The 19,808-nt window shown below is 58.4% G+C and carries 17 protein-coding genes; 9 read left to right on the top strand and 8 right to left on the bottom strand.

Annotation, left to right across the window (positions count from 1 at the left end; all coding sequences use genetic code 11):
• Positions 1-128 precede the first annotated feature (128 nt).
• Both NC979_RS16245 and NC979_RS16240 read right to left on the bottom strand, forming a co-directional pair.
• The gene (locus NC979_RS16245) at positions 129-797 is read right to left on the bottom strand and encodes a HEAT repeat domain-containing protein (RefSeq protein WP_190517424.1); all 669 of its coding nucleotides are present in this window, start codon (positions 795-797) and stop codon (positions 129-131) included.
• Between the two features lie 154 nt (positions 798-951).
• Complete coding sequence (locus NC979_RS16240) at positions 952-1,578, bottom strand: methyltransferase domain-containing protein (protein ID WP_347403911.1); 627 nt, start codon at positions 1,576-1,578, stop codon at positions 952-954.
• A 56-nt stretch (positions 1,579-1,634) separates the two neighbouring features.
• Between NC979_RS16240 and NC979_RS16235 the strand changes: the two genes are divergently transcribed.
• Positions 1,635-2,675, top strand: coding sequence for a S66 peptidase family protein (locus tag NC979_RS16235; RefSeq protein ID WP_190517422.1), 1,041 nt, complete (start codon positions 1,635-1,637; stop codon positions 2,673-2,675).
• A 6-nt stretch (positions 2,676-2,681) separates the two neighbouring features.
• On the opposite strand, the gene NC979_RS16230 is transcribed toward NC979_RS16235, so the two are convergent.
• The 5 genes from NC979_RS16230 to NC979_RS16210 all read right to left on the bottom strand — a co-directional run bounded on the left by NC979_RS16230 (position 2,682) and on the right by NC979_RS16210 (position 9,773).
• Positions 2,682-4,262: a glycosyltransferase family 39 protein gene (locus NC979_RS16230; RefSeq protein WP_190517420.1), complete on the bottom strand. Its 1,581-nt coding sequence runs from the start codon at positions 4,260-4,262 to the stop codon at positions 2,682-2,684.
• 177 nt (positions 4,263-4,439) lie between these two features.
• Positions 4,440-5,702: a hypothetical protein gene (locus NC979_RS16225; protein ID WP_242023950.1), complete on the bottom strand. Its 1,263-nt coding sequence runs from the start codon at positions 5,700-5,702 to the stop codon at positions 4,440-4,442.
• 271 nt (positions 5,703-5,973) lie between these two features.
• Positions 5,974-7,479 (bottom strand): C-3',4' desaturase CrtD, encoded by a 1,506-nt coding sequence (gene crtD / locus NC979_RS16220; protein ID WP_190517417.1) that lies wholly within the window; start codon positions 7,477-7,479, stop codon positions 5,974-5,976.
• Between the two features lie 188 nt (positions 7,480-7,667).
• The gene (gene hetR / locus NC979_RS16215; RefSeq protein WP_190517414.1) at positions 7,668-8,597 is read right to left on the bottom strand and encodes a heterocyst differentiation control protein; all 930 of its coding nucleotides are present in this window, start codon (positions 8,595-8,597) and stop codon (positions 7,668-7,670) included.
• A gap of 594 nt (positions 8,598-9,191) precedes the next feature.
• Entirely contained in the window at positions 9,192-9,773 is a 582-nt protein-coding gene (locus NC979_RS16210; protein ID WP_242021525.1) for a hypothetical protein, read from the bottom strand.
• A gap of 455 nt (positions 9,774-10,228) precedes the next feature.
• Here NC979_RS16210 and NC979_RS16205 point away from each other — a divergent pair, with 455 nt between their 5' ends.
• The 5 genes from NC979_RS16205 (at position 10,229) to sppA (ending at position 15,329) form a co-directional block, all read left to right on the top strand.
• Positions 10,229-10,741 (top strand): Ycf51 family protein, encoded by a 513-nt coding sequence (locus tag NC979_RS16205; RefSeq protein WP_190517411.1) that lies wholly within the window; start codon positions 10,229-10,231, stop codon positions 10,739-10,741.
• Positions 10,742-10,787: 46 nt separating this feature from the next.
• Positions 10,788-11,975 carry an iron-containing alcohol dehydrogenase family protein gene (locus NC979_RS16200; protein ID WP_190517409.1) on the top strand — a complete coding sequence of 396 codons (1,188 nt, stop codon included), beginning with the start codon at positions 10,788-10,790 and terminating at the stop codon, positions 11,973-11,975.
• Positions 11,972-13,174 carry an aspartate aminotransferase gene (locus tag NC979_RS16195; RefSeq protein ID WP_190517407.1) on the top strand — a complete coding sequence of 401 codons (1,203 nt, stop codon included), beginning with the start codon at positions 11,972-11,974 and terminating at the stop codon, positions 13,172-13,174. Before NC979_RS16200 ends, NC979_RS16195 begins: the two co-directional genes overlap by 4 nt.
• 89 nt (positions 13,175-13,263) lie before the next feature.
• On the top strand, positions 13,264-13,461 hold the full coding sequence (locus NC979_RS16190; RefSeq protein ID WP_190517404.1) for a Sec-independent protein translocase subunit TatA/TatB: 198 nt from the start codon (positions 13,264-13,266) through the stop codon (positions 13,459-13,461).
• A gap of 32 nt (positions 13,462-13,493) precedes the next feature.
• Positions 13,494-15,329, top strand: coding sequence for a signal peptide peptidase SppA (sppA, locus tag NC979_RS16185; RefSeq protein WP_190517401.1), 1,836 nt, complete (start codon positions 13,494-13,496; stop codon positions 15,327-15,329).
• 116 nt (positions 15,330-15,445) lie between these two features.
• Here sppA and NC979_RS16180 read toward each other — a convergent pair whose 3' ends face one another.
• Complete coding sequence (locus tag NC979_RS16180) at positions 15,446-16,456, bottom strand: NAD-dependent epimerase/dehydratase family protein (RefSeq protein ID WP_347403910.1); 1,011 nt, start codon at positions 16,454-16,456, stop codon at positions 15,446-15,448.
• A 227-nt stretch (positions 16,457-16,683) separates the two neighbouring features.
• On the opposite strand from NC979_RS16180, the gene NC979_RS16175 reads away from it, so the two are divergent.
• The 3 genes from NC979_RS16175 (at position 16,684) to NC979_RS16165 (ending at position 19,387) form a co-directional block, all read left to right on the top strand.
• Entirely contained in the window at positions 16,684-17,208 is a 525-nt protein-coding gene (locus NC979_RS16175) for a type IV pilin protein (protein WP_190517396.1), read from the top strand.
• A gap of 210 nt (positions 17,209-17,418) precedes the next feature.
• Positions 17,419-18,156 carry a bifunctional demethylmenaquinone methyltransferase/2-methoxy-6-polyprenyl-1,4-benzoquinol methylase UbiE gene (gene ubiE / locus NC979_RS16170; protein ID WP_190517393.1) on the top strand — a complete coding sequence of 246 codons (738 nt, stop codon included), beginning with the start codon at positions 17,419-17,421 and terminating at the stop codon, positions 18,154-18,156.
• Complete coding sequence (locus tag NC979_RS16165; RefSeq protein ID WP_190517390.1) at positions 18,143-19,387, top strand: DUF445 domain-containing protein; 1,245 nt, start codon at positions 18,143-18,145, stop codon at positions 19,385-19,387. The genes ubiE and NC979_RS16165 overlap by 14 nt, the downstream gene beginning before the upstream one ends.
• Positions 19,388-19,808 lie beyond the last annotated feature (421 nt).

The following is a 19,808-nucleotide window of genomic DNA, read 5'->3' as shown; positions in this document are numbered from 1 at the left end:
TGGCACAGCTGTTTAGCTTGCAGAGGCCGCTGCAAAGCAAAGTGGCACAGCTGTGTAATGCTTTCAGAGGTCAAATTGCCAATTGCACGCCGCATTATGTCAATTTGACCCAGCGATATCGATGCGCACTAACCGTCCTTACGCTTCTGCAGTCGGGTGAGAGAAATTCGCGCCGACTCAGCCACCTGAAACTGGGAGTCTTTTTCGAGATAACGCAGGGCTGGCTCAGTTTTGGGTGTGGGCAGATAGCCCAGAGCCTCGGCCAAGCGCTGGCGCACCAGCCAGTCTTCCGACTGGGCAAACTTGAGGATTTCATCAACCGCTTCCAGGTCGCCAATCTCGCCGACAGCCGCGATCGCCGCCTGCTGCATCACCACCTCGTCACTCTGCAACGCCTGCATCAGCACATCGTGGGCGCGAGGGTCTTTGAGATTGCCGAGGGAAACCGCCGCACTGAAGCGCACCAGCCAGTCGGTGTCTTCGTAAAAGGCCCGCACCAGAGTCTCAAAGGCTCGGGGATCTTCCAAATATCCCAGTGCCCCCGCCGCGTCAGCACGAATGCCGTAGTCAGGGTCAGAGGTGAGCAGATTGATCAAAATATCGTAGGACTCTTCATCGGGCTTAATGCCCAGAGCAAACACCGCCATCGAACGGATTTGCAGGTTTTTGTCGTGGAGCGCCTGCCGAATCAGCGGTGCCGCCTGAGCCGCAGGCACATCCCGCAGCGAGGCCAGAGCCAGCATGCGGTCTTTCGAGTCTTCGCTTTTAAGCTGGGCAGAAATCTGCTCTAAATCCATGGGGAAGATTCGGGGTGAACGGTCTTCTTCAGTATAAGGAGATGAGAAAGATGGGGCAGGTGAGGAAGGTCAGGAGGATAGAGAAGGTGAGGAGGGTGGGGAAGTAAGCTAAAGTCTCCTTCATCTCCCCTTCTCCCTCATCCCCTCATCTCTCTCATCCCCGCTTCCGCAGTCGCCCAAAATGCTCCTCCCCTTGCCGCGAGGGTATAGAGTTCGTCACTGGCTCCAGAGTCAATATTTCAAAGTGGGGTTCAAAGAGCTGGCGCACTTCTGCCGAGGTGGTGCCAAAGGGAGGGCCACCGGAGCGCTGGTGGGTGAAGAAGACAGCCAGCAGTTCGCCGTCGGGAACCAGCAACTCCGCCACCAAAGCCACGTAGTCAGGACGCAAAGCAGGATCGATCGCACAAAAGCAGGTGTGTTCGATCGCATAGTCAAACTGGCCCGCCAGATCAGGGGTCAGCTCAAAGATGTCCTTTTGCAGCAGGTTAAGGGAAAGCTGCTGCGCCTGGGCTTGCTCCCTCAGCGACTGCATCGGCGAAGGGGCAAAGTCTACGGCAGTCACCTCAAACCCCTGCTGAGCAAAGAAGATAGCATCGTGGCCGCGTCCAGCACCGAGGGCGATCGCACGGCCCGACTGAGGCGCATCCGCAGCAGTAAGCAGCGATTGAAAGGCGGGGGCGGGATGACCTAGATCCCAGCGGGGGGTGCCCTCTTGGTAGCGCTGTTCCCAATCGTCGGGTCCAAGAGATGGCAGGGATGAGGACGAAGGTTGTGCGGTCACGGGGGGACTCCGGTGTATGCTCGGCAGTGGTGTTGCAAAATTTTAGGGTAGCGCGTATGCGGCGGCGACAGCTATTGGGCGGGCTGGGGGTAGCAGCGGCAGGGGTGACGCTTGGGCAGCGGGCGGTGCAGGCCCAAGGGCGTCCTACCCTACTGCCGCCGCGCTTGCGAGCAGGGGATACGGTGGGCATTGTCAGCCCAGCGGGGGCCACCTTTGAGCGCGATCGCCTCGATCTGGTGATCGACGCTGTCAAAGCCCTCGGTTTCGTGCCCCGCGTGGCTCCCCACGCCCTGGCGCGCTACGGCTATCTAGCGGGCACCGACGCCGAGCGGGCCGCCGATGTAAATGCCATGTTCGCCGACCCGGCAGTAAAAGCACTGCTGCCCATTCGCGGCGACTGGGGCAGCGCCCGCATTCTGCCCTACCTCGACTACAACCTAATTCGCGCCAACCCCAAGGTTATCATCGGTTTTAGCGACATCTCGGCTCTATTGCTGGGGCTCTACGCCCAGACGGGGCTGGTCACATTCCACGGCCCCCACGGCCTAACCGCCTGGCGAGACGACCAGGTAGAGCCGCTGCGCCGCATTTTGATCAATGGTGAAATGCTCACCTACAGCAACCCGCTGTTGGGGGGCGATCAAGACCGCCTGATGCGCGACCAGGGCCGCATTCAAACCATTACCTCGGGCCGCGCCACCGGGCCACTGCTGGGGGGCAATCTTTCAGTCATTTCTGGCATTGTGGGGTCGCCCTATATGCCCGACACAACTGGGGCAATTCTATTTTTAGAAGATGTGGGCGAAGCTCCCTACAGCATCGATCGCATGCTGACCCAGCTCAAGCTGGCTGGGGTGCTCGACGGTCTGGCGGGGTTTGTGTTCGGCCAGTGCACCGCCTGCGGCCCCGGTGAAGGCTATGGCTCGCTCACCTTGGAGGACATTCTGCAAGACCACATCAAACCCCTAGGCATTCCCGCCTATGCAGGCGCCTGGATTGGGCATGTAGAGCCACTTTGGACGTTACCCATTGGCGGCTCAGTGACGATGGATGCTACCCTCGGCAGTCTACAAATGCAGGCTCCGGCGGTGAGTTAGCGCAGTTCAAGACCCCTGCGGCGGAATCAGCTGCACCAGGTCATTGGGAGCGAACCCGTTAACATCGGCGGTTGGAGCTATCTGCCACCCCAGCGGCACCGTGTCGAGCATGGTCGACGGCGGCTCAAACAAAAATAGCCTGGGCTGGTCTTGGGCGACGGTCTGCAGGGTGGCCGCCGGGGGCAAGGTTCTCTCGGGCAGCAGCCATAGAGCGGTCTCGGGGGTGAGGTAGTGGCTGAGGGAAATTGCTTCTCCCAGGGCAATACCGCTCTCGCCAAAGATAACTACCGAAGCGTTCTGCTGGTTGAGGTAGTTGGCGATCGCCAGGTTGGGGTAGCTGAGAGATTTGTTCCACCAGGTGAAGGCGCGGTTGTTGGCGAACCCAGAGGCAATGCCCAGGGTGAGCAGCAGAGCCAGAAGAGCCGCCCCCACTGTCCTAGAGCGCTGCGATGCGGCGGCAAGCCCAGCGTTAATCAGGGGGGCGATCGCCAGCGGCACCAGCAGCAGCGACGGAAAAAAGTAGCGGGTATTGGTCGAAATCTGCCCGCTGCGCACAATGTCACCGCCAATCAGCACTAGGGGCGGCAACAGCAGCCCGCAGCCCAAAAACACCGCCGTTGAGCGAGGATAGTGTCGCCCAACGTGAACCAGGCTGACGGTCACCAGTCCCAGCACCAGGGCCGGACCAACCACCGTAAAAAGATGGTCGATGGGCAGATTAAAATCAACCACGGTGGCGCTGTAATGCAAACCCCACAGCTTCGCCAAATAGTCTAAAGACTGAGGGTCATCGGTCCAGGCGGTGACCTCTCTTAGCCGCTCCCACCGTCGCACAATCGTCCAAATCCAAGGGGTGAATAGCCCAATGCCCAAACCCTGGGCCAGCACAAACCCCATCCAGGGCCGTCGCTGCCGCTGGGTCAATGCCACAAAGGCCAGGTGACTCAGCCCCAGCAATCCAGTCATCAGCGATCCGTACCAGCTTAGCCCTAGGGCCAGACCGTAGACTAGCCAAGCCAATGGTTGGTTGAGTCGCACCGCCCGCGCTAGGGCACCGTGGGACAGCAGCAACCCCACCGCCCATAGGCTATACTCGCGGGCCTCCTGGCTGTAGATGATTTGCACAGGCGAGACCGCCATCAGGGCCGTCGCCAGCCAGGCTACGGGTGGGTGCAGCGGAAACAGCTGCCGCCCCAGCCAAAACATGGCCGCCAGGGCGATCGCCCCAAAAATCGCCGCGATCGCTCGATAGCCTCCCACCGATGCCCCAAACATCCGTCCCCAGCCGTGGGCGGCAAGGTAATACAGCGGTGGGTGCTCCGGGTGGTTGGCTAGGGCATCCCAGCAAGCTGATAGGGAGGGGGAAGGCGGCATCTGCTGATAGCGCAACAGATCGGTGGCGGTCAGATCGGGGCGATCTAAAACAGCATCCTCCACGGCTGGGCCGATGTAGCCTGCCACTCGCAGGCTGGTATAGACTTCATCGTGCCAGTAGACCTTGCGGTCTAAGTTAGAGAAACGCAGTACCAGGCCCACTGCTATGGCGGCGATCGCCACTCCCTTGACCCCAACCCAGCCCTTTGCCAAGCTTCTTCTCCTTAAGTTTGGCCCCAGTCATCTTGGCTACAGCTATGCTCAAGCTCTAACCCACCCCAGACAGGGGCTAAAACCCGCAATAGCCTTAGCCTGCATCTGCCAAGGCGAGCAGCCAGCTCCCCCTGAAAGGAAAACTAAAGCCGTTGCCTGGCTCATCCCAGTAGCGATCTAAAATTGGTAGCCCACATCGTTAAAGTTAGTGATCAGCGCCACGTTGGCGTGCTCCAGGCTAGTGACCAGCCAGGGCACCTCTTTGCAGGTGCGGCGCTCATGCAGATTAAACAGCACCGAAAAGCAGCGCTCCAGCCAAGGCTTGGCGGCCGAGCAAAACAGCACCAGCCGCAGCAGCAGCCCCATGGTCAGGGTGTGTCCCACATCGTTGACCAGGTGGCGAAAGTTGCGAAATACGGGCCGGTGGGGGCTATCGACCACCAAAAAGTTGAGCAGACGGCGACAGGTCTCAACCAAAATAAAGCTGTTCAACGGCTGGTTGTCGAACTCCGCTAGGGTTTCGCGCAGGTACTGGCGCAGGTTGCGGGTGAAATGGTTGCCGCTGTACTTAGGCTCTGCCGCTGCGATCGGGCCGATTAGGTAGTCGACAAACTCATCTTTGAAGTCGCGAAACGATCGCACAGTTTTGCTGTAAGTAGCAAACCAGCGAGCTTGGTCGCGGTGGGTGCGCCCATCAATTTTGCCGGTGTAAAAGCTCAGCGCCTGCTCTAGACCATCAGCATCAAGCAAGGTGGGGTTGACCGCCTGTATAGCCCGACCGGAAGTTTGGTGCTGAGCATGGTATCTGGCCAAGCGAATGCCCAGGTCGGTCTCAGCTCGACGGCGCAGGTCGTTGATGTTTTGTTTTTGCTCTTGGCCACTGTCTTTGGTCAGCAGACTGTTGTCGTAGAGAAAGGGGTAGTGGCGAATGCGGTGGGCCAGAGGCTGATCTTCAATCACGGCTGCCGCTGAAACATCGGCCTCCCGAGCAGGAGCCATAATCTGCTGAAGCCGCACCAAAGACGCATACTGCTCAGTTTGAGGAAACTCCTTGACTAAGCCGTAGACCTTTCGAGCCTTGGGGTTAGTGCTATTGGCGGGGGGCAAATCCTCAAAGAGCCGCACCAGTTCTGGAATTGCCCAATGATCACGAGGCTGGGTGTACCAGAGATTGATCAGGGTGTAGCAGCAGCGGTTGAGCACATACTTAAACTCGCGGTCAGCGGTCTCTTGCTCAGACAAACTCAAAAGGGCGCTAGCCACTGAGCTGTCGGGGTAGTTAGCCACATCCAAAAACAGGCTGCGAAACCGCGCAATCAGCTCGTGGGGGGCCTCCTGCTTGCGCCAGTACTGCCAGTGCTGGTAGAGCAAGTCCTCTAGGTTAGCGGGGGGCCGACTAGAGTAATTTGACCACGAATCTAAGGAATCCCAAGGACTCATGCTGCTGACCTGATTAGAAGAGCGGTAGATGACGAAGGCACCCGATCAAAACCGATGGTTGCAAGGATTAGCTGCACTTTCAGGAACAGGGACGGCTTAGCTACAGCAGGTTTGCCGGTAGGCTAAGTAGCGAGTTTTACTTAGACTAGCCCAGAGTACGGGCATAGTTTAGACAATAATACCCAGGACAGGGACAGTTTTCTCCGTCAAGTAGGATGCATTTTTTAAAGTTTTCTTGAGGATTTGCCCCTCGCTGACTCTTGAGGAGGCTTTATTGGGCCACAATCTGCCTCACTACGGTTTGGGCCGAGTAGCTCACCCCTGCCGTCCCCTCACCCGGATGGGTACTGTCACCCACAAGCCAAAGTCCGGCCAGTGGCGTGCGATTAGCAAACCCAAAGGGTCCAAATGTGTTTATCCGCATCCCCAACCCACCAACACTGCCCTGGTGGCGGGCGGTAAAGTGGGCAAAGGTCCGGGGAGTAGCTGCCTCGACGTGAATCAGATGCTCGGCCCGCAGGTCAAAATAGCTAGACAGCCGCCGCAGAGCACCGTCAGTATAGGCCTGCTTCATAGCCTCATAATCGCCCTGCCACCAGGGCGCAAGGTTAGTGAACGATGAGGCCACAATGGTGGCTCGTCCCTCAGGGGCGCGTCCGTCTCCAGGGCGACTGACTGACACAAACAGGGTGTTATTTTCGGCAATGGGGCTGTCGTAGCTGTAGAGAAACTGTAGGTGAGGTGGGCAATCGGTGGGAATCGCCGCCGCCTCTACTCCCAAGTACAGGACAAAAGCACCGTTGCCCTCAGGCAGCGCCTCAACCCGTCGCTGATAACCCTGGGGAGCGCGATCGCCCAACAGCTGCACTAAATTTTGCACCGTTACATTGGCTACCACGTGGTCAGCGGGTTCTACCCAAGTTTTGCCTGTGCTCTGGTCTTCGACGGTTACTCCGCCCACTCGGCCCTGCACCCCATGGATCTGCCGCACCCCATGGTTGAGCTGAAGCAGGCCACCATCGCGCACCAGCGCTTTTTCCAAGCTGTCGCTCAGCACCTGCATGCTGCCCTTTAGGTGCCACAGACCCTGGGGCGCTTGAGACATACTCAGGGCGGTAGCGGCGTAGAGCACCGCCGTCTCATCGGCACTCACCTGGGAGTAGAGTTTGAGCTGGAGGTCGAGGAAAGTCTTGAGGCGGCGATCGCCCGCCAACCCCAGCTGCCTCAGTACTTGGCCCACTGTGCTAAAGGTGTAGGGCACCGTCACCAGGGTATCGGGGCGCAGGGCTTGGGTCAGCTGCCACAGATCCCACGGGCTGCGGGGGGGCAATACCGGTTGTCGCGCCTGAAACCGCCAGCTGGGCTGAAACAGAGTCTGCATCAGCTGCCAGAAGGGCTCACTGCCTGGAAACTGCCGCTGGCGCTCGGCCTGCCAAGCTGCAGGATCGCGCCATACCTGAATGGGCTCGGTTTCGCCGGGCAAAAACACGGCACAGGCCGGGTCACAGGGGGTCGCATCAGGCAGCGGCAGGTCGAGCTCGCTGAAGATTTGGTGGTGAATGCCTCCCGGCTCTAGCCCCGCCACCTGAGTTGCTCCTACGTCAAAGGTAAAGCCTCGCCGCTTAAAGGTTGAGGCACAACCCCCAGCCACACGGGCCTGGTCAAATACCTGCACCGCATAACCTTGGCGAGCCAGCAGGGCCGCTGCGGTCAGTCCACCAATGCCAGCGCCAACCACTACTACCCTACGGCCAGACGATGAAGAGACATGGCCCATAGCGTTACATTTCTTTACGATATTTTAAGCTTAACTCAACCTGGGGGTGAGATTGGCCGTTTTTTTGGGTGAGTGGTGGAGTTCACTGGCTGCGAGGTGTCAGGTTGAGTCGAGCGGGCTCACCCATCCTCAAATGCCTCGCTTCGACCATTGCCACTGGGTTAAGGCCTAGATTGCAACCTAGCGCTTTACTCGTACTCGCGGCGGCCTGCGGCAAATTGCAGCACCATGGGCAGACCACCATCCTGGTGATACTTGTCGGCCCAGGCACGCAGCATGGCATCAAGTTCTTCTAAAGCGGCCTTGCGGTCTTGGGGGGCAACATCAAACACCTCTACCCCCCGCAGCACGCCCTCATCTTCTCGCACCCAGGCCTGTAGCAAGCTGAAGAATCTGGCCACGTCGTCGATCATGGCGAAGACCCGCTCCTGCTCACCTTTAGGTGAGTAGGACTCACTAGCCAGGGCATACAGCGGAATATCCACTAGGGGAGAGTCAATTTGGATGACGGTGCCAGAGTGCAGCAGCCGAAACTTGATGTGCAACATCAGGGCATCGCTGAAGGGCATGCGCTGGCTGGAGGGCAGTTCCTCCTGCGACATATGATGAAGTAATTCCATCAACTCGGCGAACTCGACCTGGTCTAAGATGCGCGCTCGAGGAGCGCTGGAGGGCAGGCTCTCTTCGATAGTCTTGCGCTCGCCGGGGGTCAACCCCTGCAATCGCACCCGCGCTGCACCAGGGGGACAGGGAAAGTGCTCTTGCCAGAGAAACGGCAGGGCAATGAGATAGTAGGGCTCCTTTGAATTGAGTACCTTGAGGCTCTGCCCTTCCGCTAGGGCGACCTGAATCTCTTGCACTATGGCTTTGACCCGTTTGGGTTCAACGTGGTACAAAAACCCCGTCTTGCGAATATTGTTGCCCTGTTCGACGAAGGTGCTGTAGATCGCCAGTTTAGCGGCGGTGGTGGCGGCGTCTAAAAAGGCTCCGTAGCGGTGCCCGCCCATTTTCATGGTGCTGAGGGCGAGGTTTAGCAAAATCCAGTCTGCGGGGCTACTGTCTACGGCTCGCAGCAAATCATCTTTCAAATCAGGCGGAACTTGGGACGGGTGGGTCACAGGATGAATAATTACTCAGACTAGGTAAATTACAGAATTTTTAGCCTCAGTAACTTACCGATAACACCAAGGTGACGATGATGGCTACTTAGGACAAAACAACCGCGTTTGAGCTGCTTAAAATTGCCTTGCTCAATGATTTAGAAACCCGCCATAAGCATTGAGTAGCAAGCATCGAGCAACATTTGCTCACCTGCCCTTGCAGAGTTAACTTAATTTGGTCTAAGCACACAGTGTGCTCCAAAGCCGCAGCCCTTAGCTCCAGAGCGTTACTATGCCCTAACATAGCCCAAGCTCACAGTTCTTGCGGCTCTCTAAATTGGCGGGTTTAATCAGAATTCAAAGTATAGGTTTAGTTGAAGAAAATGCTTCATATTAGGGAGCAAAATGCTCAGAAGTTAATCGTCTCCAGTCAGGAAATTGGAGTCAGTCTTCATTCAGCCTGATTTGGGCGTGAATTTATCCGTATGTATACCTAGGCGATCGCTGAGACCTAAAGCCTAGGAAATAGCCCCCAGCTCTAGGCGGCTACAACGCTGGGGTGGGGCTATCTCAGAACGGTTACAGGTCGCAGAATCGGCCCCACGAACAAGGCTACGATCCAGTATCGGCGGGCTGGGCAGCACCGCAGTAGCCGTTGACCTCAGTAATTAACTGCGATTCGGTTTGGGAGAGGGTCTCGATGGAAGATACCGCTGTCATGGTTTGCTGCTGAGATTCTTCGATTTTGGCGGGTAGCTCGGCCTCGGTCTCAACCTGCACTACGAGATCCATGGCTTCTCGGGCATCTGTGAGGGCGGTGCTGAAGCCCTGCACAACCCCCACATAGTCATCCCTAAACTTGCTAAGGTCTTCGTCTCGCAGGGTAGTGGACTGGAGATCGCCGACCAGCCCGTCTAGGTTGGTGACTACTTTATCGACGGCAGTAGTGTACTGGCTGGCGGCTAGCTTGATGTCGTCTAAGTTTTTGACCTGGGCGGCGCTCTCGCTAAAGGTTTGAATCTCGGCTTCAAACTCCTGCATAAAGCCCTGGGTTTGATTGACCACTTCAGCGAGCTGGTTGCACTGGGCGACCTTAGATGACCCACAGCCGAACAGCAGCAGCGGCAACAAAAGCACTGCCCGGCCCATGCCCCGTCGCCATTTACCCATGACCATATCTGCTACCTGTGTCATCGCTGCCGCCGTTGTTTATTGCTACGGCTTCAAGTTTTACCCTGTCTTGGGTAGGTTTACAACCTAATTTATTGAGTTTTGATGGTGAGGCGCGGTGGAATATAGAGGTAGCTAAGTAAGGGGTTTGCAGCCCTGATTCAGCCTGGTTGGAGCAGCGGTGACGGCGATCGCGATTCTCCCGAATAAGCCGCGCCACTGCCCATTCAGCCCCCGCGATTCTCCTCCAGAGAGGCTGCGCCACCGCCTTCAGTTCTGGCCCCGCTCCGCAAAGACTGGAAAACTGCTGATAGGATCGGGTATTGAAGGGTATTGCTAGATACCAGGACCGTGGTTCTGGGATAGCTATGGGTCTGAACGCCATCGCCGCCGGGGAACGCTTTTCTCGATTGGGCCAAGGGCTTCTGCGATATCTTGGATACTCTGGCCGTCTCAGACTATAAGGATGCGATCGCACCATGCTCAGCCCCGCTGAATTTTTAACTGCCACCCAGTGGGCTGGCATTGGTACTCTAGCCCTAGCGGCGCTGACGGCGCTGGCTTTTGGGCTGAAGTGGGGCCTACGTTTTCGCCTAGTGGGGGCAACGGGGTTTGCCGCCGTGCTCACCGTTGGTCTGCTAGGTCTGAGCTTTGAGCCCTTTAGCCGCACTGCCGTGCCCGGTGCCATTCCCTACACAACGGTTTACGACTCCGGAGCCAGCCAAATTGTGATTACGGTGCCGCCGGCCATCACCCCTGAGATGCTAGATGCCACCCTGCACCAGGCCGCCAGCAATCTGTTTAAGCCCTACCGCCTAGGCCTGCCAGGGCAGGTCGCCACCATTCGCGCCCGCACGGTTGTCCATAACCCCGGTGGCATCTCTCGATTGCTCTACCTAGGCCAAATTCAGCCCACTCCCAAAGGCTCAGAGGAACCGTTCCAGGTACAGATCAACCGCGAGTCCTGGTCTCAACTCCCCACTCCAAGCTAAGCCCATTTACACCTAACCAACCTACTTATCCACCCTCTCTCGGCCTATGACCACCGCTCAACTACCCACCCTTGCCATCGCTCCGGCCCAGGTTGTTCGGGGAGACGGCATTTTGACGGCCCAGGAAGCGGCGATTTCTGGAGGAATCGCTGCGCAAATTGCCCGACTGGGGCAGCGTCCTCTGATTGTCGGCGGCAGCTACAGCCTGAAGCTAGCTGCTCCTCTGGTTAAGGCCCTGAACGAAGCGGGTCTAGCGACTCAAACGGTAGCCTACGGTCACGACTGTAGCGAAGCGGCCCTGGCCCACCTCCACTCTGCCTATGCCGATCACCAAGCCGATATGGTGATTGGCATAGGCGGTGGCAAAGCGCTCGATGCCGCTAAGCTGCTGGCCCACCAGCTCAATCAACCAGTTGTGACGGTGCCTACCTCGGGCGCTACCTGTGCCGCCTGGACCGCCCTGTCGAACGTGTATTCTGACCAGGGGGCTTTCCGCTACGACGTGGCTCTAAACACCTGTCCTAATCTGCTAATTCTGGACTATGCCCTGATTCGCACTGCACCCCGACGTACCCTGGTAGCGGGCATCGGCGATGGCTTAGCTAAGTGGTATGAGGCTGCGATCAGCAGTGGTACGAGCCAGCAGACCCTAATGGTGGCGGCGGTGCAGCAGGCGCGAGTGCTGCGCGACATTTTGCTGCAAAAAACCCCGGCGGCCCTGCACCAGTGGGGTGGCCTTGACTGGCAGGAGGTCGTAGATGCTACGGTGCTGCTGGCTGGGGTTGTAGGGGGTATTGGCGGTGCCCAGTGCCGTACCGTGGCGGCCCACGCCGTACACAACGGCCTGACTCAGCTACCCGCCAGCCACAACATTCTCCACGGCGAGAAGGTAGCCTACGGCATTTTGGTGCAGCTTCGCCTTGAAGAAATGGGGGGCAACGCTTCTCTGGCTCGGGCTGCGCGGCAGCAGCTGTTGCCCTTTTATCAGGCGGCAGGATTGCCCCAAACCCTAGCTGATATGGGCCTGGGAGACATTACCCTAAGCCAGCTCCAGCAGGTGGCCGAGTTTGCCTGCCGCGAGGGGTCTGACATTCACCACCTGCCGTTTACCGTCACCCCCGAAGCGGTGATGGCGGCCATGGTGTCGCCCCTGTGCCCTGAACTGCGCGAAAAACCTCGCGCCTCTGCCCCTGCCCGTTCGTCCTCTAGTGTTGCCCCGGAGGTGCAGCCATGACCCTCGACTGGATGCCCACCGCCCACCGCCTTAGCGCCCTGCCCCCCTACGTGTTTGCCCGCCTGGATGAACTCAAGGCCCGCGCTCGCGAGCAGGGCCTCGATCTGATTGACCTAGGCATGGGCAACCCCGATGGCCCTACCCCGGCCCCAGTAGTGGAGGCCGCCCGCGCTGCGATCGGCGACGCCGCCACCCACGGCTACCCGCCCTTTGAGGGCACCGCCAGCTTCCGCACCGCTATTACCGACTGGTATGGTCGCCGCTACGGCGTGGCCCTCGACCCCACCGCCGAGGCCCTGCCCCTGCTGGGCTCTAAAGAAGGCATTACCCACCTGGCCATGGCGTTTATTAACCCCGGCGACCTGGTGCTGGTGCCAACTCCTGCCTACCCGGCCCACTTCCGCGGACCGGCGATCGCCGGAGCCGAGATCTACAATCTGCACCTTACCGCCGCCAACAACTGGCTAATCGACTTCGACGCCATTCCGGTGGAGGTGGCCCAGCGGGCTAAGGCGCTGTTCTTTAACTACCCCAACAACCCCACCGCTGCCACTGCCCCTCGCGAGTTCTTTGAGGCTGCGGTAGAGTTTGCCCACCGCCACCAGATTTTGCTGGTGCATGACCTCTGCTATGCCGAGCTGGCTTTCGACGGCTACCAGCCCACCAGCCTGCTGGAAATTCCTGGCGGCAAGGAAGTTGGTGTAGAGTTTCATACCCTGTCGAAGACTTACAACATGGCCGGCTGGCGGGTGGGCTTTGTGGTGGGCAACTCCCACATTATTCAAGGCCTGCGCACCCTCAAGACCAACCTCGACTACGGCATTTTTGCGGCCCTGCAGCGGGCGGCGGAAACGGCCCTGTCGCTGCCTGACCACTATCTAGAAGAGGTGCAGCAGCGCTATTCATCACGGCGCGATTTTTTGATCGACGAGTTTGCCTCCCTGGGCTGGACGGTGGACAAACCCCAGGCCACGATGTACCTGTGGGTGCCCTGCCCTCCCGACAGCACCTCCACAGACTTTGCCCTCTCAGTGCTACAGGAAACTGGGGTGGTGGTCACCCCCGGCAACGCTTTTGGTCCCGGCGGAGAGGGCTACATTCGCGTCAGCCTGATTGCCGAGTGCGATCGCCTCGCCGTCGCCATGGATCGCATTCGCCAGGCCGGCTTCCGCTTCGCCCCCGAAACAGCGACGGTGTAGGCCTCGAAAAGCCGGGGTGCTAGTCGCCTCTACCCCGGCCGCTAGCCCTAGGCTGTATAGTTAGACAAACCTCCACCCTCCCTAGCGCCATGTTTAACCTCGGCTGGACTGAAGTCGTTCTCGTCATCGGAGTGGCCGTACTGATTTTCGGCCCCAAGAAAATCCCTGAACTGGGCAGCGCCCTCGGCAAAACCCTGCGCGGCTTTAAAGAAGAGATGAGTCAGACCCCCGACGACGCGGCTATAGACACCTACGAAGACGCTGAAGACGCTGACGTATATCGCTAGTTTGCCTTGCTTAACCCCTTAGCGTTACCTCCATGCGGCAATTTTTGAAGTACACCCTGGCCAGCCTGACCGGGTCAATTTTGTTCTGTTTGCTGCTGGGCTTTTTGCTCACCTTGGGGGCGGTGGGGCTGGTAGGAGTGATCGTGGCGGGTTTGGGCAAAGAAGGCGATGCCCCTACCGTCGAGAAAGACACGGTGCTGGTCTACGACCTCTCTACAGTGATTCCTGACTCGCCCGAGGCGATCGACCCCAGCGCCTTGGTGTTTGGCACCCAGGTCCCCAGCGAGCTGACCCTGCGCCAGGCGGTGCTGGCCCTCGAAGAAGCTGCCACCGACGATCGCATCACCGCCCTTTACCTTAAGGGCAGCACTGCTCTGGGCGCCGGTCTAGCCAGCCAAACCGAAATGCAGCCGGCGATCGAGGCCTTTCAGGCCGCGGGCAAACCAGTTTTGGCCTACGACATCTCCTGGAGCGAGCGGGAGTATGCGGTAGCTGCCCTGGCCGACACGATCTATCTCAACCCCTTTGGGGAGATCGAAATGAACGGGCTCTACGCCGAAACCATGTACCAGGCCGATGCCCTGGAGAAACTGGGAGTAGGGGTGCAGGTAACCCGCGTGGGCCGTTACAAGTCGGCGGTCGAGCCGCTGATTCGCGACACTATGAGTCCCGAGGAGCGAGAGCAAACCCAGCGCCTACTGGGGGATGTGTGGCAAAACCTACTGACCACCGCTGCCGCCCCCCGCGATCTGACGGCCCAGCAGCTGCAAAATATTGCCAACACTAAGGGTTTTTTGTTTGGGGCCGAGGCTGAAACGCAGCAGCTTGCCGATGCGATCGCCTACGAAGACGAAGTGATCACCGCCCTGCGGGAGCTGACCGGCGAAAAGGATGAGGAGGTAGAAGACAGCGACCTCGACTTTCGTCAGATCAGCCTAGCGGGCTATGCAGCCACTGTTGACGACCCCCTCACCAGCCGCCGCTCTGACAACCAGGTGGCTCTGGTCTACGCCGAAGGCCCCATCATTGACGGCGGCGACGGCGACTTTAGCCAGACCGGCATTATCGAGGGCAATACCCTAGCTCGGCAGCTGCGCCAGCTGCGCCAGGACGACGAGGTCAAAGCCGTAGTGCTACGGGTCAACAGCCCCGGCGGCAGCGCCACCGCCTCGGAGGTAATTCTGCGCGAAGTTCAGCTGTTGCGCGAAGCGGGTAAGCCCGTGGTGGTGTCAATGGGCAATGTGGCGGCCTCCGGCGGCTACTGGATTGCCTCCCAGGCCGATGCCATTTTGGCCCAGCCCACGACGATCACCGGCTCCATCGGGGTGTACGGCATCTTTCTCAACCTCGAAGAGCTGGGTACCAAGGTGGGGGTCAACTGGGACGGAGTTAAAACCTCTGAGCTGGCCGATATTTTCTCCAGCACCCGACCTAAAACGGCAGCCGAACTGGCGATTTTGCAGCGCTCTGTTGATGCCATCTACGACAGCTTTCTCGACCGGGTGGCAGAAGGCCGCGACCTGACGCGACCAGCGGTGGCCGAGCTGGCCCAAGGGCAGGTGTGGTCAGGCCAGGCAGCACTCGATCTAGGCTTGGTAGACGAACTGGGGGGAGTGAATGCGGCGATCGCCACTGCCGTTGAGCTGGCCGAGCTGGGCGATGATTGGCGTCTGCAAGAGTATCCTGAACCCAGCGAGTTGCAGCAATTCTTGCGCGGCTTTTTCAGCACTGAAGTTGCCCAGGCCCAGACCCATGACCCGCTGACGGCTCAGGTGCTCCAGTTCGTTGACGATGCTCAAATTCTGCGCGCCCTCAACGATCCTCGTGGCGTCTATATGCTGATGCCTTATCAGTTTGTGGTGAAGTAGAGCGGTAGAGAGATGAGGAAGGTGAGGGGATGGCGGGATGAGGAAGATGAGGGAAAAGAAAACTCAGTTTGCCAACTGCCCCATCTTCCCCACCTGCCTCATCTTCCCTATCTCCCTTACCCCCTAATCTTCTTCCGCCGCTTCACTCCAGGCAGACCATGCACCCGCATTAGATCGGCCAAGGTCGAGCAGTAGGGCTCCATGCCAAAGCTGGCTGGGCTGACGGCTCCAGCGTAGACAAAGTGGCGGTAGTGCAGACAAAAATAGTCCCAGGGAGCCATCTGCACCCGAAATAGCTTAATCAGCACATCGGTCAGCCACATTGAGAGGGGAATGCGAAACCAGATGCGTTGGCCAAAGTAGTCGCAGATTTGCTCGACGGCCTGGTTCACCGTCAGGGGTGGGTTGCCTAACACGTACTCACGGTAGCCCTGGGTGGAGGGATGCTCGACGAGATAGTTGACCACCGTAGCAATGTCTTGAGCGTGGGCAAAGTGAAACCCAGCATCGGCCCGAAAAAAGCGCGCCAGGCCTATCCAGCGGGTGACATCCTGAAGCCCAGCCGAAATAAAGGAGTAGGGCTTTTCTTTGTCGCCGCCAAACACCAGAGTAGGAAACACCGTCGTAATTTTGTTGTAGACCGGCAGCTCGCTCAGACGGTGGTGACACTCGTACTTAGTGCGAATGTAGTCGGTGCCAATTTCCCCAGCTTCGGGGAGGGGTTCGCTGCGCTGGCTCAGAATGCTGGCGGTGGAAAAATAGATTACCTGCTGACAGCGATCGCGATCGAGGCGGGCCAGTAGCCCCAGGTTGGCCTCAACGTTGATGGCTTCTACATAGGCCGGGTCGCCGCCCCAAGCCGCAGCAGTCAAAATGGCGATGTCGATCGTGGGCAGCAGGTCGGCAAAAGGCTCAATATTTTCGAGGCCACCCTGGAGAATGTGCACCCTGGGGTTGCCCTGCACCGGCAGCTGTAGCTTCTCGGGGTGGCGCAGCAGCAAAAATAGCTCGTAGCGATCGCTCTCCAGCAGCAGCTCCAAAATATAGTGGCCAATGCAACCGCTGGCCCCCGTCATAAACACGCGCAGGCAATTGGGGCTTGGGCCGGTAGAGGAAAGAGTGTCCAAATCGCTCAACTTCAACAGCTATAGTCAGACAGTTTAGACGGTTTTGGCAGAGCTAAGCGTTTGTTAGTGGTTGAAGGACTCATCAAAGCATAATTTCTGTCTTTGGGTTTCGCTTCGCAGCGGCCCGCAGCCGACTTAAAGGTCAGATGAAACTCGGCAAAGACTCCCGGTTTTCTCCGAGAAATTGCGTAGACGGTATGGCAATTTCTATCCTGATTTTCGTTGCTATGGTTGCTCTTATCCGTTACAAGTTTGCCCGTCGCCCATCCTCTAGCTCTGTTCAGAGGGAGCGAGGGTTTACCCTGATTGAGCTAATGGTTGTGGTCGTGATCCTGGGGGTATTGGCAACTGTAGCCCTTCCTAGCTTTCTCAATCAAGCGGCCCGCTCTAAACAGGCCAGAGCGCTGAAATACGTCGGCACGATCAACCGAGCCCAGCAGGCATTTTTTGTAGAACATTCTCGCTTTGCTACCTCTACCGACGAGCTGGGTTTTGCTAGGGAGAATGCTCCCCCCGACTACACCTATACGATGACTGCCGGAGGTACCGGCCTAGAAATTACCAGCACCCAAGCTATACCTATCAACCCGGCGTTGCGAGGCTATGCCGGGCTCGTCTTTGCCACCGTTGATTCCAGCGGCTTGGCCCGACTGGGCACGGCCATTTGCCAGGGCAGTACCGCGGGCGTCCCAGCTCCAACGCCGATCACGGTGGCAGGGCAGGTGCAGATTGCCAACTGCACGCTGCGCTGAGGGGCGGTGGGCAGAATATAAGGTAGGCGGTCTCCAGGTCTAAAGCTTGAGGTGGGAGGCAGAACCTTATCCCTATAGACCTCAGCGTTGTCCCTAAATCGGCCACGGCTGACCCAATCGCGATCGCAGATGTAACAAACACTACGAACTACCGTGGCTGTGGGCCAGGGGCAGCGTTACAGTAAAGGTTACTCTTCTACTGCATTCACCGTGGGATTTGCCCAGCCACCCTCAGCCGCCCCGCCCACCGCCACTGATATTCAAGGCCTGTTCGATCGTATTGCCCCGGTATACGACAGCCTAAACGAACGCCTCAGCTTTGGGCTGCACCGAGTGTGGAAGCGCATGGCCGTGCGTTGGAGCGGGGCCGCTCCGGGGCAGCAGGTGCTGGATGTCTGCTGCGGCAGCGGCGATCTGGCGCTGTTGTTGGCCCACCAAGTGGGAGCCACGGGTACGGTGTACGGTCTTGACTTCTCGGCAGAGCTGTTGGCGGTAGCTAAAGAGCGATCGCGCCGTGCTCACCTGCCCGCGCCGCTGCACTGGGTGCAAGGCGACGCCCTAGCCCTGCCCTTTGAGGCCAACACCTTTGATGCTGCCACCATGGGCTACGGCTTGCGTAATCTCACCGACATTCCCCAGGGGCTAGCCGAGCTGCGACGGGTGCTCAAGCCCGGTGCCAGCGCCGCCATCCTCGACTTTCATCGCCCCCAGGGCTGGGTAGCCGAGCAGTTTCAGCGCTGGTACCTAGAGGCATTGGTGGTGCCTACCGCTGAGCAAATGGGGCTGACCGACGAATACGCCTATATTGGCCCCAGCGTCGATCGCTTCCCGACCGGGCCAGAACAGGTGAAGTTAGCCCGCCAAGCCGGGTTTGAGCGGGCCGTTCACTACCCCATTGCCGGGGGGCTGATGGGGGTGTTGGTGGTGAGTCGCCATGACCAGCTCTGAGCTGTGGCTACTGCTGGCGCCGCCCATCGTGGGCGGCATCATTGGCTATTTCACCAATGACATCGCCATTAAGATGCTGTTTCGCCCCTACCGCCCCATCTACCTGGGCAAACGGCAGTTACCCTTTACCCCAGGACTGATCCCTAGCAACCAGGAGCGGCTGGCCAAGCGTATCTCCGACACCATTATGGGGTCACTGCTCACCCCTCAGGAGTTGCAAAAGCTGGCCCGGCGGCTGCTACAAACCGATCGCACCCAAGCAGCCATCAAGTGGTTGTTGCAGCTTGCCCTCGACCAGGTGCAGAGCCGTGCCCAGGAGCGCACCGCCAAAATTGCCGGGGCGATTTTGCAAGACCTGTTCGGCAAATCTCTGCCCCGCCTGATTCGCGTTTGGGCCCGGCGCGAAGACTTTTTAGAGCCCCAGCTCAACCAGCTGTTCGACCAGGTGCTGCTCGACTTTAAGCTCACGGCCGACCAAGCTGACCAGATCGCCACCTGGCTGCTCAGCGGCGTGTTTCCCCCCGATAAGCTGCGCCAGCTGGCCGTTGACTTTCTCACCGATCGCAACATTCAAGTCATCGATACCATCTTTCGGGAGCGCACCAGCGGCACCTACTGGGTGGTAGCCAACCTATTTGGCGTGCGCAACGCCCTGAGCCGCCTGAGAGCCTTTTGCCTCGACGAGCGGGAGGTAAGCAACGCGCGCATTGCCGAGCTGGAGGTGGCGCTTCAGCTCAAAAAGCGCCTCAAAGAGTCGCTCCAGCGGGTGTCGCTGCAAAATCTGCCCGTGTCAACGGTGCGCCAGGTGCGTGGCAACCTGCGCGAGTCATTGCAGGGTTACATTCGCACCTTGGGACCAGAGTTTGTCAGAAATCTGGGCAACTCGGTCAACTGGGAAACCTTAGCCACCCAGCTGCTCAACCGCTTGCAAAATTCTGAGGTGATCACCCAGTCGTTAGACCCGGTGAGTGAAGAGCTGGCGCTGATTCTAGAACGCTACCTAGAGCGCGACCTAGAATCGCTGGTGGCGCAGATTATTCCAATTTTGAACATTGATCAGGTGATTATCGACCGGGTGCGGGGCACCTCGGCCCAGGAGCTGGAGCTGGCGATTCAGGGCATTGTGCGCAGTGAGCTGCAGGCGATCGTCAACCTAGGCGGCATTCTAGGGTTTGCGATCGGCATTCTACAATCTGGATTTTTCTATTTTCAGCGTTCCGGTGGTATTTAGCGGCTGCGGCTACGGTTTGATCTGTAGATAGAGAAGTTATGAAGCATTCGCCATCCCCAAAACTTGGTTGGACTAGCGGCTAGGGTATTGACCCTTCAGGCAACGGCGACCTTTAGGCGGGTGGAAGCTTGATTACTTCTGTTTGCAAAGTGTTGGCAAATGCTTTATCTATCTTCGGACGGATTCTTGCTGCTAATCTTATAACGAGAATAAATAGGCTCCCGAGGAAACTACAGTCATTCTTTTAGGCTTGCTTAAGCGCTCTACGTTCAGTTAGTCAGCTTCTCTTTATAAAATACTCTTTTTCCAAGCCAACACATAAACCACTACTTACGGGTAATTAGGACGGGCAGCTAGAGGAAACCGAGAGCTAAAATTGCTTCGATCGCTTTCATCGCCCCAGTCGATTAGAGGCTGAAGA

This window comes from Leptolyngbya subtilissima AS-A7 (assembly GCF_039962255.1).
Classification (GTDB): domain Bacteria; phylum Cyanobacteriota; class Cyanobacteriia; order Phormidesmidales; family Phormidesmidaceae; genus Nodosilinea.
This window is presented reverse-complemented; position numbering and strand designations above follow the sequence as displayed.